Annotated in this window: 13 protein-coding genes; 1 reads left to right on the top strand and 12 read right to left on the bottom strand. The window is 38.5% G+C overall.

The window, feature by feature from the left end; genetic code table 11:
• Positions 1–13 precede the first annotated feature (13 nt).
• Entirely contained in the window at positions 14–1,492 is a 1,479-nt protein-coding gene (locus AC2SLP_RS01830; protein WP_486534922.1) for an anion permease, read from the top strand.
• A 303-nt stretch (positions 1,493–1,795) separates the two neighbouring features.
• On the opposite strand, the gene AC2SLP_RS01825 is transcribed toward AC2SLP_RS01830, so the two are convergent.
• The 12 genes from AC2SLP_RS01825 to prmB all read right to left on the bottom strand — a co-directional run bounded on the left by AC2SLP_RS01825 (position 1,796) and on the right by prmB (position 14,601).
• Positions 1,796–2,329, bottom strand: a complete 534-nt coding sequence (locus AC2SLP_RS01825; RefSeq protein WP_486534921.1) for a RidA family protein — start codon at positions 2,327–2,329, stop codon at positions 1,796–1,798.
• A gap of 335 nt (positions 2,330–2,664) precedes the next feature.
• A complete protein-coding gene (gene purF / locus AC2SLP_RS01820; RefSeq protein WP_486534920.1) occupies positions 2,665–4,209 on the bottom strand; it encodes an amidophosphoribosyltransferase in 1,545 nt (514 codons plus the stop codon).
• Positions 4,210–4,509: 300 nt separating this feature from the next.
• Positions 4,510–5,037 carry a CvpA family protein gene (locus AC2SLP_RS01815; RefSeq protein ID WP_486534919.1) on the bottom strand — a complete coding sequence of 176 codons (528 nt, stop codon included), beginning with the start codon at positions 5,035–5,037 and terminating at the stop codon, positions 4,510–4,512.
• Positions 5,038–5,278: 241 nt separating this feature from the next.
• Positions 5,279–6,325: a quinone-dependent dihydroorotate dehydrogenase gene (locus tag AC2SLP_RS01810; RefSeq protein ID WP_486534918.1), complete on the bottom strand. Its 1,047-nt coding sequence runs from the start codon at positions 6,323–6,325 to the stop codon at positions 5,279–5,281.
• Positions 6,326–6,614: 289 nt separating this feature from the next.
• On the bottom strand, positions 6,615–7,019 hold the full coding sequence (locus AC2SLP_RS01805; protein WP_486534917.1) for a DUF4870 family protein: 405 nt from the start codon (positions 7,017–7,019) through the stop codon (positions 6,615–6,617).
• Positions 7,020–7,379: 360 nt separating this feature from the next.
• On the bottom strand, positions 7,380–7,961 hold the full coding sequence (gene gspM / locus AC2SLP_RS01800; RefSeq protein WP_486534916.1) for a type II secretion system protein GspM: 582 nt from the start codon (positions 7,959–7,961) through the stop codon (positions 7,380–7,382).
• 96 nt (positions 7,962–8,057) lie between these two features.
• Positions 8,058–9,320, bottom strand: a complete 1,263-nt coding sequence (gene gspL / locus AC2SLP_RS01795; protein WP_486534915.1) for a type II secretion system protein GspL — start codon at positions 9,318–9,320, stop codon at positions 8,058–8,060.
• Between the two features lie 128 nt (positions 9,321–9,448).
• Positions 9,449–9,919, bottom strand: a complete 471-nt coding sequence (sixA, locus tag AC2SLP_RS01790; RefSeq protein WP_486534914.1) for a phosphohistidine phosphatase SixA — start codon at positions 9,917–9,919, stop codon at positions 9,449–9,451.
• Positions 9,920–9,963: 44 nt separating this feature from the next.
• A complete protein-coding gene (locus AC2SLP_RS01785) occupies positions 9,964–11,265 on the bottom strand; it encodes an NAD(P)H-dependent glycerol-3-phosphate dehydrogenase (protein ID WP_486535040.1) in 1,302 nt (433 codons plus the stop codon).
• Positions 11,266–11,546: 281 nt separating this feature from the next.
• Positions 11,547–12,167, bottom strand: a complete 621-nt coding sequence (locus tag AC2SLP_RS01780; protein WP_486535039.1) for a nitroreductase family protein — start codon at positions 12,165–12,167, stop codon at positions 11,547–11,549.
• Positions 12,168–12,253: 86 nt separating this feature from the next.
• On the bottom strand, positions 12,254–13,357 hold the full coding sequence (gene aroC / locus AC2SLP_RS01775; protein ID WP_486534913.1) for a chorismate synthase: 1,104 nt from the start codon (positions 13,355–13,357) through the stop codon (positions 12,254–12,256).
• A 191-nt stretch (positions 13,358–13,548) separates the two neighbouring features.
• A complete protein-coding gene (prmB, locus tag AC2SLP_RS01770; RefSeq protein ID WP_486535038.1) occupies positions 13,549–14,601 on the bottom strand; it encodes a 50S ribosomal protein L3 N(5)-glutamine methyltransferase in 1,053 nt (350 codons plus the stop codon).
• Between the last annotated feature and the right edge of the window lie 218 nt (positions 14,602–14,819).

Below are 14,819 nucleotides of genomic sequence, written 5' to 3'. Positions count from 1 at the left end.
TATAGGAAATACTATGTCAGATACTAAAGACAAATTTGCTTTTAAAGTTGTACCATCGATAATTGCTATTGCGATTGGATTTATCATTTGGTTTGTTGTTCCAACCCCCGAGGGTGTGAGTGAAAACGCATGGCACTTGTTGGCAATATTCGTAGCGACTATTGCCGCAATTATTGGTAAAGCGTTACCCATTGGTGCATTGGCTATCATATCAATTACTATAGTCGCCCTAACGGGGGTAACGGCTGAGACACCTAAAGGCGCTATTAAAGATGCTTTATCAAGTTTTTCAAGCCCCTTAATATGGTTGATAGGTATCGCCATTATGATATCTAGAGGCCTAATTAAAACAGGACTTGGATCTAGAATAGCCTATTATTTTATCTCAATCGTCGGCAAAAAAACCATTGGTATCGCCTACTCTCTTAGCGTAGCAGAGCTGCTTATCGCACCAATCACCCCGTCTAATACCGCACGTGGTGGCGGGATTATTCACCCTATCATGCGCTCAATAGCAGAAAGTTTTCATTCTACCCCTCAAGAGGGTACTCAGAATAAAATCGGTCGCTATCTTGCGATGGTGAATTACCATGCTAACCCTATCACCTCAGGTATGTTTATTACCGCGACGGCACCAAACCCATTAGTTGTCGATTTGGTAGCACAAGTCACAGGTAATGATATTCATCTTTCATGGACTACTTGGGCCATAGCAATGTTCATACCCGGTATGCTATGTATACTGGTTATGCCGCTAGTTATCTATATGATATACCCTCCAGAGGTTAAGGAGACTCCTGATGCAAAAGGGTTTGCCCAAGAGAATTTATCCAAACTCGGATCAATCAGCGCTCATGAAAAAATTATGTTGGGCGTATTTGCCTTATTATTGTTATTGTGGGCAAACATACCTGCCATGATATTTGGTAACCAATACAGCGTTGATGCCACCACAACTGCCTTTATTGGGCTCTCTATCCTAATCATCACGGGAGTATTGAGCTGGCAAGATGTATTAAAAGAAAAGTCAGCGTGGGATACCATCGTTTGGTTTGGAGCGTTGGTCATGATGGCGAATTTCTTAAACGAGCTGGGTCTTATCGAATGGTTTTCTTCAAGTATTGAAACCGCCATAGGGTTGACAGGTTTTGGCTGGGTTGGCGCAATGGCAATGCTGACACTTGTATACCTATATATGCATTACTTTTTTGCAAGTACTACCGCTCATATCACAGCTATGTTTGCTGCATTTTATGCTGTAGGTTTGTCTTTAGGCGCACCGCCCATGTTATATGCGCTTATTTTAGCTGCTGCCGGTAATATCATGATGTGTCTAACGCATTACGCTACTGGTACCTCGCCTGTGATTTTTGGATCAGGATATACAACGCTTAAAGAATGGTGGACCATTGGCTTTATCATGAGTGTTGTGAATTTGGTTATTTGGATTGGTTCAGGCTTGATTTGGTGGAAGCTATTAGGGTATTACTAGAGTCTGTTATGACTATGACTTATAGCGTTGGCGATCGTTTTACTTAATATGTAGATTTTAAGAATAAGTATAATAACGCATCCCCACTTATTTATTGTATAATTTACCTCACTCTCAACTCTTGACGTATGCTGTAGCTTTAGCCCAGCAATATGAATAAAAAATTGCGTTTTGCTGGGCTTAAAGCATTAGCCTACAAGGCAGTATAAAAAGTTGAGAGTGAGGTTTAACTTATAAAAAAGGTCGATGTCTAATTGGTGATATCAACCTTTTAAATACTTATTCAGTAATAATTATTGGTGGCTATTTTGCTGCAATACATTCAATCTCAACCTTCGCATCAAGCGCCAAACCATCAGCAGCAAAAGCAGAGCGTGCTGGATATGGCTTATCTAACTTCGCTTTATACCCTTCGTTAAACTCATTGAAATCATCCATATCATCTAACATGACCATGCATTTGACCAAATCAGAACTCTGATAACCATAGTTTAATAGCGTTTGATTAATATTGTCTAACGCTTGCATAGTCTGAGCTCTGACACCACCAGCGACCAAATTACCATTTTTTATTCCAAGCTCTCCAGACATATACAATGTATTTCCAACACGTACCGCTTTTGAGAATGGATAAGGCCCATCAGACCCATAAAATATTGGTGAGCTTTTGGTTTGAACTGACTCTCCCGAATAAGCTTTTGTAGATACTGATAATTCATTGGCACTCAGACTACCTGATGCGTATCCAGTTAGTTGTGCATTCGCAGTTGTGCTCAATAACCCTAAGCTTGAAACTAATCCTGATACAAGTCCAGCCATCATAAATAATTTTTTCATTATGTTTCTACCATAATATCTATTAAGCGTATCTGAATATATTACTAAAACTAGCTAAAAATATTTGTATAGTCGGCGAACTTATATAGAGTCACGGTGTTAACCTCGTTAAGCCTACCCTAGTAGTACTTGCACTCGGTTGCCTTGTGACTACTGTAAAGTTCTTTGACTATACATAATTCGCTTATAAAGTGTTGGCGAATAAAAAAGGCGATATTAACGCGCTTATGCATCAATATCACCTTTAGTCTATCAAGAATCAGACTTTAAACTTATAGGATAATGTATAAAAACTATAAAGCCTTATAAAAGTGTTCAAGTAACTACTAAAATGATTATTGAACATCACTTTCTTGAACACCCGTCATATCTACAGGCGTATCCGATATAACCTGAACACCTGATGATTTTATTTTAGCCATATCGTTGCGTTGTTCTTGCAAGTTGTCAAGATACTCTTCAGTGATATTACCAGTGATATAATTCCCATCGAATACAGCACTATCAAATCCTTCAACCTTACTGTACTTAGTATCTTGCACCGCGTCGATTAGATCCTCTAAGTCTTGAAATATTAAACGATCAGCACCAATAATTTGACGAACTTCATCCACGCTATGACCCGATGCAATTAACTCGTGACGAACTGGCATGTCGATACCATAGACGTTTGGATATTTAACAGGCGGCGCAGCGCTTGCAAAAAACACTTTATTAGCCCCAGCATCACGTGCCATTTGAATAATCTCTTGACATGTTGTTCCTCGTACTATCGAATCATCCACTAAAAGTACGTTCTTATTTTTAAACTCTAAAGGTACGGCGTTTAATTTTTGACGTACAGATTTTTTACGCTGTTGTTGGCCTGGCATAATAAAAGTGCGGCCTATATAGCGATTCTTCATGAAGCCTTCACGATACTTCACGTTAAGGTTAAGGGCTAACTCCATAGCAGACGTGCGAGAGGTATCTGGGATGGGGATTACGACATCGATATCGTTATCTTCACCCCATTCATCACGAATTTTTTCAGCCAGCTTCTCACCCATTCTTAAACGCGATTTATATACTGAAATATTGTCCATAATTGAGTCTGGCCGAGCAAAGTATACATATTCAAAAATACATGGTGTATATTTTTTGGATTCAATACACTGATGGGTATGTAGTTTATTGTTTAAATCAATAAAAATGGCTTCACCCGGTTTCACATCTCTAACAACTTTAAAACCTGATCCTGTCAATGCGACAGATTCAGAAGCTACCATATATTCTGTGCCGCCATCTTCTGCTAACCGCTCACCAAATATCAAAGGGCGTATCCCATGCGGATCTCTAAATGCTACCAAGCCTTGGCCAGTGATTAATGCAACTACAGCGTAAGCGCCTTCAATACGGGTATACATAGAACTGATGGCTTCAAAAATGTCATCAGGGGTGGGTTGAGTTTTACCCAGTGCTTGAATTTCATGCGCCAGGACATTTAATAGAACCTCAGAGTCTGAATTGGTATTTAAATGACGCAAATCATCACGATACAATTCTTTAGCCAGTTCAACTGCATTGGTTAAGTTGCCGTTATGCGCTAAGGTTATACCATAAGGAGAATTTACATAAAAAGGCTGTGCTTCTGCACTACTTGATGTTCCAGCGGTAGGATATCTGACATGTCCCACCCCAAATTCTCCGACTAATCGAACCATGTGACGAGTCATAAACACATCACGAACCATGCCATTGTCTTTACGGAGGAAAAACCGTCCGTCTTTCATAGTCACTATGCCAGCGGCATCTTGACCACGGTGCTGTAGCACAGTAAGTGCATCATACAATACTTGATTAACAGGCTGATGCGCTGCAACACCTACAACTCCACACATATTCTATCCTTTAAGTAGTCTCTGTTATTAGCAAACTTTTAGATTGATAAATAAATAGATTGATTAATATATTCGGCTATAACATAGATTGAGAAGTCAAAATAATAACTATAAAAAAGTAACCACACGTATCACGATTTAATAAGGGCAACGTGAATAGATTTAAATAAGTAAGTATAAAAAAATTATTGGGTTTAAAGGTTTGAGTGAAGCTATGACTTAACACATTTGGACTTATTTTATAAACAGTACTATTTTATAAATAGTAAGTTTAAACAAAACTATTTGGACTAATGATAACTATTGAACATCATTATTATTCAATACTGGATCATTCATATCTAATTGCTCCCAAGCCACACCCATTACCTCCGCTGTAAATTCTTTAGCAAAAGGGGCATAAGGCATAAGCTCTGGGGCAAGTAAAGAGCTTTGCCACATAGAGGTTTTAATGAGTAAAGGCGCTGTAACACTTAGCAATACCAATACGACTAATATACTTTTAGCTGCTCCCAACACACCGCCTGCCAGTTGATCAAGAAACCCTAACTTTAAACTTCTAACGACACCAGTCACCATTAATCGTATGATTTGAATCACTAATAGTGCAACTAGGATAATAATTAAAAACCCAGCACCCATTTGTAATACATGTGACGTAATGACGCCACTTAAATAAGGAGCAACATCGTCAGCCAAACGAGTTGCAGCCAATAGCGCTATAAACCATCCAACAAGGGAGATGGCGCTACGAATAAAGCCTGCACTAAAGCCACGCCATAGCCCTATTAGCACAATAATACCGATTATAATATCTAAAGCGCTCATATACTCACCTTAACTATCGGTATCCATTGAAGAGTATGTCGCATAATATTTAGGCGCATATCGTAGCTCATATAGACACTCTTTTAACCTTTCATTTAATTAGTTTTGCAGGATCAGTTGTACGTTTAACAAACTGCCATGATCAAACTACTTAAAGCTATCTAACTTATTCAGCTAATATGGAACTTATCCACTAATAGGGTAATTATTCAATTAACTTGGAACTTATCTAGCCAGTCTACTATTTAGATAGTCTAAGTAGCATCATGTCGCGGTCACTGGCTATGGCTTCGATACATTGTTGAACCAGTTTTGGACCTTGATATATCATACCGCTGTATAACTGAACCATACTGGCACCAACATGCAACTTACGCACGGCTTTATCACCACTATCAATGCCGCCGACACCAATAATGGGCAGCTTTCCTTCTAAACGTTCATAAAAGTGTTCAATAATTTGAGTGCTTAAATGACCAACAGGTCGACCAGATAACCCGCCTGCTTCGTCACCATAAGGCAAATCTTCAACACCTGTTCTACTTAATGTGGTATTCGTTGCAATGAGCCCATCTATATCAAAGTCAATTAGCTGCTTTGATATATAATCGACCTGCTCAAAGTTTAAATCTGGTGCTACTTTTAATACCATGGGCACATAGAAGCCATAGCCTGACGCTAACTGACTGTGTCTATTTTTTATAGCGTCTAACAAGTGGGTTAACGCCTCCCCGCTTTGAAGATCGCGCAGATTTTTGGTATTTGGTGATGAGATATTGACGGTTATATAAGACGCGTAAGGATACACTCGATCGAGGCAATATATGTAGTCATCCGCTGCATTTTCGACTGGTGTCACCGCATTTTTACCGATATTGATACCGATTTGACCTTCATATTTGCAACGCTTAACGTTTTCAACAAGATGATCAACGCCCAAATTATTAAAACCCATTCGGTTTATAATGGCGCCAGCTTCTTTGATTCTAAACATACGAGGTTTTTCATTCCCTCGCTGTGGTTTTGGCGTCACTGTCCCCACTTCTATAAACCCAAAACCTAACTCTGCCAACGCATCAATATAATCGCCATTTTTATCAAGTCCTGCTGCTAAGCCAACAGGGTTTGAAAATTCTAGACCCATACAGGTTGTGGGTAAGGATTGCTGAGAGTATACGAATCCTAAAGCATGCGCTTTGTGCGCTTTTTCAAGAAGTTCTAAGGTGAGTTCATGAGCACGTTCTGGATCTAAATTGAATAGAAAAGGACGTAATAAAGCGTAGGACATAACTGTGGGTAACCTGTTATGGGTTTAATAGGGATGCAAAGTTATTAAATGAATTTTTTAAATATATGTTCAATTTCATAGAAATATCATCAACAGCTAATTATATCAGTATATTATCGCTATTACACTTGTTATTAAACGGTTTCGTCATTACTCTAATGGTCTGATTTTACTAAATTTATTTACTGAATTAAAAAGGTTTAAATTATTTAGCGTAGCAATTAGAGATACGCGCTAGTAACTATTTAACTGGCTATTTAACTGGTTATTTAAATCTCAAAATTTTTAACTATTGAACAGGTTGTCCATCTGACAATGCGATCCAGCCTTTGACAATGCGGTAAATGTGCCAAATAATTGCACCTAAACCAATGAGTCCTCCTATAGTCATCGTTATGAATGACCCTATGCTCATATTTTTACTGGCAACGGACGCGCCAATACCGAGCCCACCTGCCCCAATGATAAACAACACTATACCGACAATGCCTAAAATAATGCTGTACCAGAACGTTTTTATTTGCCAATCAAAGTGCGTTGCCAACCACGTATTTTCTGCATCTCGGCGACGCAAATAGTTCATAACAATAGGAACCAACCATAATATACCAGCCGTAAAGAAACTGATTGCATATAATAAATAAGTTATATGGTTATATCGGACTAAAGACTTTTCTTCATTATTAGTAATCATAGAGGTTCGCTTAATTTGAAAATAGACATCATTTTAGAAGCTGTAGTAAAACAATGATTATAGCGAATATTCGCTATAAGTTTTTTAAACGTTCTACAGTCTCTATCTATATATGCGTCCATTATTCTAATTTTAAACTGGGGTTTGCTTTCTATTTTCACTATTGAAACTACATTTCTATTAGGTATACAGCAATCAATTTAACTGCTTTAATCTAATAGTGCTATAAATATAAGTGCTATAAATATAAGTACTATAAATTTATAGGATGATCGTATTTGAAAAAGCGGCATTGATTTAAGAGTTATTATCTCTGAAGACAGTGATTCAAAATAACTTTAACATCTATTAGAACACTGTTTAGTAGGACGCCGTTGCTTGGACACTCACCTCTTTAGTTTCTGCATCTTGTCTAATATATAGCTGATCGATGTTCATGCCAGAATTTGTCATCGCACCTATCACATTGCTGGCGGCAGTTTGGTTGTCATGTTTAAAGCTTAATTGAACCGCATCCCCTATTAACAGTACATTTGCATCTTTTGCACCCATTTGGGATAGAATAGTGGTCATATTTTGCTCAATAGGTGGCAATTGACTCTGATTATTCATAGCTATGTTACCTGACTGAGAACGCAGCCAAAAATAATCGTTAATAGCAGATTGATAGGACAATTTTTGTTCTTTTGCCGCACTGTAAACCGTATACCCACCATAAAAACCCACAAACAGAACTAAGAACACGCTTAACATTAATAGGGCGAACTGATCTCTTGTCGATAACTGTGACCATTTGTCTAGGGCAGGTAGCGTTATTGAATGAAAAGAGTTTTTAGAAGTCTCAGAATAATTCGTATCGTTTGCCTCATTTGACTCATTAACTGGATTTTGGATGTCAGAAAAGCCTTTCAACTTTTTAAATTTAGAAAGCTTATTAGACATTTGAAGCATACCTTATTATAAATAATGAATCTGAAGCAGTTTTAGTTGTGCTTAATTGTTAGTTCTTTATTGTTCGTACTTAATTGTACGCGCATTTTATGGTGGCGTTGAATTATCTAATTGAATGTTTATCTCACCAATCAATTGATTATTTTCGGTCGGTGTGACTTTACCTAAACTCGCCATTAACCCTTGTTGAGTTAGCCCGCTATATAATTCATCGATACCAACTCGGTTCTCACCTTTTACCACCAGTATAATATTGGAATCATTCCAACGTAAAGACTGCGCAGTAAGATTAGACTTTTTAACTAAGGGTGAGATTTGACTCATTATGTTTAACTGGTCGTGTTGACTACTGTCATCAGATAGCAATTTTGGCTTTACTTGAGCCTGCAAATTGGTCACTGGATTTGGCTGTTCACCGTCAAACCATGCAGAATACTGCGTCTCAATAGCCAGTTTAGTCGCTTGAGCTGCTTTTTGATATTGATACCACTGCATGCTGTCCGCAGCAATCTGTATGAGTCCTGCCAATACCAATAAAGATAACGCGTATTTTAGGTAATGTGATACTAAATAATCTCGATGAGTTTCAACGAAATTTAAAGGATGTTTGGTAGGATTAAGGATAGGTTTGATAAAAGAAGGTGTAGCGGTAACCACAATATTCAAATCATCCGCAATTCTCTTTATTGATGGGTCTACTGTTGGATGTGTCTCATTATTAGCAATCGCTATGGTATGAGTTTGAAGTTCAGTTCGAGCGCTTATCTCGCCCTGCTCGTGCAAATATATAATTTCTTCAATATTCTCTAAAATTCTGGGCAATAATGTTAAGTGACCGATTTCAACGCCATATGCTTCATTTGATCTAATAAGATATTGTGATTGAGCGTTCTCAAAATGGCTATGATATAAGACAATCTGTCCATCTATGTCCTGATTAGGAATCGGCAATAACAAAAAATCTGGTACTAATGCAACAAGGTTGTAATTAGCAAGTAATAAGCTTTGATGCCACTGCTCAACTTCAGAGGAACCAAGCGCGTAAAAATATTGAGTGACTCCATCACTTAGGCTGCGAACGTTTAGGTTTTCGACAGAAGTTAATGACAGCTCCTCAAATAGGAATTGTTGGCCACTTTTACCCAATTGTTTGACTTGTAACGGTGTTAAGTCATTTGTCAGCGTTAATATATTCTGAGAAGGAACGTATAAGCAAACCTCTTTATCATTAGTCTTAATAAAAGGCAGAGATTGAAGCTCTGCCAGACTATCTAACCATATCCAATGGGATGCTTTAGGATGCCATAACTTGTATTTATTGAGCTGGGAAGTTAACCAAATATGTATCACATTATATTCTCAGGATAGTCTTAAATAATAGATAGACTAAAAAAGTCTATAAAATCGACTCATTTATAAGTTTAAATAAAGGGGTTTAAATTAATAGTATAACGATGTTATTGGTATTACGATATCACCTAATCAGGCTGTTTTGGAATAAATCTTTCGATTTCATCACCCATATCCGGCGCTATGAACTCAGCCTCAAAAACCCGTGCTTCGGCCAATGAATAAGATTCTGGTTCAGTAGCCGAGAGAAGTCCGGCCATTTTAGCAACGATAGGCATATGACACACGATAACCACACACTCAGCCTTAACGTCATATAAAGAATTCAATCCAGTCATAGCGTCATCATCGGGCGTAATATTCTGGTGTACCTCAACATGTACATCCGGTCTTAAATCAGTAAATGACTCTAAAGTTTGCTGTGCTCGATCATAAGGACTGACAACAAATCTATCTGGTTTATAATTATGAAGAACGTACTGAGCTGTCTCAGACGCTTGCTGACGTCCGAATGCTGTCAACTGTCTTGCAGCATCTTTATTAGAATCTGTATAAGTAGGATACTGCGCTTGACCATGTCGCATAAGTATGACTTTCATAGTATTCTCCACTTAATTTAGGGGCTGTCTAGAATAGATAGAACCTATTCACCCTTACTTCTTGCAATTTGCGCTTTAGATTCATCGTTAGTAAATTGATGCGGCATTACGAATTCGACATCACTTCTAAACCCAGACTCCATTAGATTTAGCGCCACACCAAGAGCAGCTTGATCTTCAAATATAACGGCATATAAAGCATGGGTAATTGGCATATATATGCCAAGCTGAGTCGCTTTTTCATTCACTTGTTGAATGGTATTAATACCTTCAGCAGTTTGTCCTAATTTTTTTATCGCTGTATCTAAGCTCATGCCCTTTCCAAGCATATTACCTATTCGATAATTACGGCTTAGCTCAGAGGTACAGGTAGCATATAAATCACCCACACCGGACAATCCTAAGAAAGTTAAAGGATTAGCCCCTGATGCCACACCAAATCTACTCATTTCTGCAAGCGCTCTAGTTAGTAGCATAGCTTTGGTATTCTCACCCACGTTATAGTATGCAGCCATACCCATTGCAATAGCGTAAATATTTTTGAGTGCGCCGCCAAGCTCTACACCGCGTACATCATCAGCGGCAAATACTCTGAAAAAAGCACTGTGTAATGCAGATTGAACCGCATGGCGTAATAACTCAGACTCACTTGCAATAACAGACGCCGAAGGCATATTCTGCATAATTTCTACAGCGAGGTTTGGTCCAGACATCACACCAAAATTGATCTCAGGAAGCTCTTCGCGAATAATATCACTCATCAAACTAAAAGTGTCTTTTTCCATACCCTTAGTTAAAGATACGACTGCTTGGCCTGATAAGTAGGGTTTAATATTTTTAAGGGTTTCTCTAAAGGCTGAACTCGGTACAGCGACAAATATAATGTCTTTATCTTGAACCGCCGTTTTTAAATCATGCTCAAACTTTAAACGGTCATCCAGCGTATAATCTGGTAAATACTTTTTATTGACATGTGTTCTTTTTAAAGCGCGCACTGTTCTCTTGTTGCGTACCCACAGCGTTGAGTCACAACCATTACGTGCGGCTAAATTGGACATTGATGTACCAAAGCTACCTCCGCCTAAAAAGGCCAATCTTAACTCATGAGGGGCTTTATCTGATGATAACGGTTTAGAATTAGTTTCAGATGCAGTATCTGTAGTATCAGAATTAATAGCCGATGAGGTCGCATCGTTGTCTTTACTTGCTAAATTATCCTTGCTAGCCTTAGTAGCTTTATCAAACAAGCTGGCTAGAATCCCTGCATTAAACCTTTTTTTATTCTCTGAGCTTTTTTCGGTTGATTGTGAATCTTTGTTATTTAAAGAATTATTATCTTCTGACATCATATCACTCTCACGATTTATAAAAATTATTAGGGGCGTTTGAAAATTTTTACGATACTTTATTAACACGACACTTTATTAACACGACACTTTATTAACACGACACTGTATAAAAAACGATACATTTTTGACACGGCACATTGTTGACGCAATATTTTCAAATAGACTTAGCGTGGTTAATAACGTAACCATATAGTAGTTCGCTGAAGATAGTTAGACTTCAAACGATCAATAAGATTGTCATATGGATTGAGCAAACTATTATTTAAGTGACGTATAGATTATGAATCGTATTTAATGTAGTCCAAAATATCTATCTTTTTGCGGCTAGGCATTTCACATACCGTACTACCCACGTAAACAAAGGCAACAATATAATCTTCAAAGCCCACATTAAAATAAGATTTAACACTTGGTTCATTCGCTAATGGCCCTGTACGCCATACGGTACTAAAGCCTTGAGCTTTTAATGCCAATATTAAATTTTGAACCGCTGAACCTGCACTTAGCAACTGTTCATATGGAGGTACTTTTTCATGGTACTGCATCTTTGTTACTACAGTGATAATCATTGGTGCCCGTAAGGGCATTTTGAGTGTCTTATTTTTAGCTTTTTCGTTAAGCTCAGTATCTTCTCTTGCTGCTTTTGCTTCTGCAGCTTGTAGCAGCGCTCGTCCAAATTCATGTCTGGCATTATTTTGCGTCACGATAAACCGCCAAGGTTTTAATTTTTTATGATCAGGCGCAGTCATAGCGCATTCAATGGCCGCTTCTACTTGTGTTTTGTTAGGTGCGGGGATAGTTAAATTACCAATGCTACGACGTGATTTAATCCAATTTATAACTTGTTCGTCTGTAACTATGGCCGATTGACTCGTCATTGACTCGTTATCTTGGATCATGTCGTTAACTTCAAGCGTATTGATATCTTTCATGTGATTCATTTCCAAATCTATGTATGCGTTTACTACCAATGTAATTTAAAAAATCATTCAATAGGCGCAACCGGTGGTTTGACGTCAGCATTCTGACCCCGATGACGTAAGTAATGATCTAACAAAACAATGGCTAACATTGCTTCAGCGATGGGCGTAGCGCGTACACCTACACAAGGATCATGGCGACCTTTAGTTAGCATATCAATTGAGTCGCCTTGAGTATCTATACTCTTACCTGGTGTGGTAATACTTGAGGTTGGCTTAAGGGCGATACTCACTTTTATATCTTGACCTGATGATATGCCACCCAAAATACCGCCAGAATGATTGGCAGTAAATCCTTTCGGCGTCAGCTCATCCCGCGAGGTATGACCAAATTGCTCAGCAACTGCCATGCCATCGCCAATCTCCACACCCTTCACCGCGTTGATACTCATCATAGCATGAGCAATATCAGCATCTAACCTATCAAATACAGGCTCTCCGAGTCCAACAGGTACATTTGAAGCAATTACTTCAAGCTTTGCACCGCAACTGGTGCCTTCTTTACGCAGCCGATTTATTAATTTCTCAAAGCGTGGCACTGCCTCTTTATCGGCACAAAAAAATGGATTGCTGTTCACATATTGCCAATCAATGTTGGCAGGGTCTTGAATAGATGCATGTTCATTACCGATTTGGATAACGTGACCATTTATTTGAATACCTAAGCGCTCAGCTAGATAGCGTTTAGCAATGGCTCCTGCTGCCACGCGCATGGCAGTTTCACGCGCAGAGGATCGACCGCCGCCGCGGTAATCTCTAAACCCGTATTTCATACTATAAGTATAATCAGCATGACCTGGTCTGAACGTATTTTTGATATCGGTATAGTCTTTGGACTTTTGATTGGTATTTCGAATCAACAAACCAATGGAGGTGCCAGTTGTTTTACCTTCAAAAATGCCTGAAATAATTTCTACTTCATCAGGCTCTCGGCGCTGAGTGGCAAACTTTGATGTCCCCGGCTTACGACGATCTAAATCAACTTGTAAATCTTCGCTAGTTATTGCTAAACCTGGCGGGACTCCATCGACTATAGCCATCAAACCTGCGCCATGTGATTCACCACATGTAGTCACTGTAAATACTTGACCAATACTATTTCCTGCCATAATTATTTTTCTCGGTTCAATAAATTAATTTTCTATCCGTCTTTTTAGGGTTAAATAAATAAGGTTTGATAAATAGAGTTAGATAAGTGTAAACATTTGAATAAATTCAAACTTTAGAATCAAATTAACTAGTAATACATGCCATGTGCTTAAACACAAATGGTTACAGCGTGTCAGTTACAGTGTATGAATTAAAGTGCGTTAACATACTCAGCAAATAACCCTCGATAATTAAGTAAGCTGCGACGATCAATGGCGAAAATCCCATGACCACCATGTGCAAAATTCAACCAATTAAAATCTATCTCTGGATAAGCCTGACGCAGCGCCCAATCACTGTCTCCTACTTCGCAAACCAGCAAGCCTTCTGGCGTTAAAAAGTCAGCAGCTTCGTATAATATCTTATGTACTAAGTCTAACCCATCTTGCCCCGCTGCCAGTGCATGCTCAGGTTCATGATTAAATTCGGGTGGCAAATCTGCCATAGCGGCCGCATCTACATAAGGCGGGTTTGTAACAATAAGTTCATATTGATTCTCAGGTATTATTTTAGAAAACAAATCAGATTCCACTAAGTTTACCTGATGCACCATATCATGATGCTCAACGTTGACAGCAGCGACTTCAAGAGCTTGAGTATCAATGTCAGTCGCATCAACTAAAGCATCTCTAAACCATTTGGCAAGCGCAATAGCGATACATCCTGATCCGGTGCATAAATCCAAAATACGATCAGGCTGTGGTAATTGATTACTGTCTAGTCCATGCAAATAGAAGTTTGGTATTTCAGCATTGGCAGTATTCAATACTGACTGTGCAAATGCATCGGTTTCAAAAAACGGATAGAATTGTTGGCGGATTAATTCAGCTATAGGAGACCGAGGTATCAGCACACGCTCATCAACATAAAATGGCATCCCACAAAAATAGGATAGGTTAAGCAAGTAGCTAAGGGGTTTACGCTCAATGATACGAGCCTGCAATAGGTTTAATACGTCTACCTTTTCACTAGGTATTAATCGGCAATCAAGTATTTGCTCATCAGCAGACCATTCTAATGACAACGTTTGAAGCACGATCGCAGCGGCTTCTGCAAATATATCGGTTGTGCCCTGTGCGACGACTACATCATAATTTCGCATTTGACTCACACTAAAGCGTATAAAGTCTCTGATGGTATATAGTGATTGTGACGCTTCATGACAGGCTACTATTAACGCTTCATAGTCTTCATCAATGTCCATATCTCTATCTTCATAAACGTCTGAATTAAGCTGCTCAGGCTCTACATCATTTGACGCTGAACGCTGGATTTGCTCTAATAAAGCTGACGCGTCTAATGATGATAGGTTGACACTTGAACCTGTATTGTCAGTCGACATAGTATGTATACACCTTGCTTATTATTATGGATTGGATGTTTTAAAATAGTTCAGATTTATTTATGAAATTTTCTTATCTA

It is taken from the genome of Psychrobacter sp. CX21 (assembly GCF_057396255.1).
This window is presented reverse-complemented; position numbering and strand designations above follow the sequence as displayed.

What these genes read in the sequence shown, in the direction of transcription:
- AC2SLP_RS01830 (WP_486534922.1), top strand. Translation starts at nt 14, where the DNA reads ATGTCAGATACTAAAGACAAATTTGCTTTTAAAGTTGTACCATCGATA.
- AC2SLP_RS01805 (WP_486534917.1), bottom strand. Translation starts at nt 7,019, where the DNA reads ATGATTACTAATAATGAAGAAAAGTCTTTAGTCCGATATAACCATATA.
- AC2SLP_RS01825 (WP_486534921.1), bottom strand. Translation starts at nt 2,329, where the DNA reads ATGAAAAAATTATTTATGATGGCTGGACTTGTATCAGGATTAGTTTCA.
- prmB (WP_486535038.1), bottom strand. Translation starts at nt 14,601, where the DNA reads ATGGACATTGATGAAGACTATGAAGCGTTAATAGTAGCCTGTCATGAA.
- sixA (WP_486534914.1), bottom strand. Translation starts at nt 9,919, where the DNA reads ATGAAAGTCATACTTATGCGACATGGTCAAGCGCAGTATCCTACTTAT.
- purF (WP_486534920.1), bottom strand. Translation starts at nt 4,209, where the DNA reads ATGTGTGGAGTTGTAGGTGTTGCAGCGCATCAGCCTGTTAATCAAGTA.
- gspM (WP_486534916.1), bottom strand. Translation starts at nt 7,961, where the DNA reads ATGTCTAATAAGCTTTCTAAATTTAAAAAGTTGAAAGGCTTTTCTGAC.
- AC2SLP_RS01785 (WP_486535040.1), bottom strand. Translation starts at nt 11,265, where the DNA reads ATGTCAGAAGATAATAATTCTTTAAATAACAAAGATTCACAATCAACC.
- AC2SLP_RS01810 (WP_486534918.1), bottom strand. Translation starts at nt 6,325, where the DNA reads ATGTCCTACGCTTTATTACGTCCTTTTCTATTCAATTTAGATCCAGAA.
- AC2SLP_RS01780 (WP_486535039.1), bottom strand. Translation starts at nt 12,167, where the DNA reads ATGATCCAAGATAACGAGTCAATGACGAGTCAATCGGCCATAGTTACA.
- aroC (WP_486534913.1), bottom strand. Translation starts at nt 13,357, where the DNA reads ATGGCAGGAAATAGTATTGGTCAAGTATTTACAGTGACTACATGTGGT.
- AC2SLP_RS01815 (WP_486534919.1), bottom strand. Translation starts at nt 5,037, where the DNA reads ATGAGCGCTTTAGATATTATAATCGGTATTATTGTGCTAATAGGGCTA.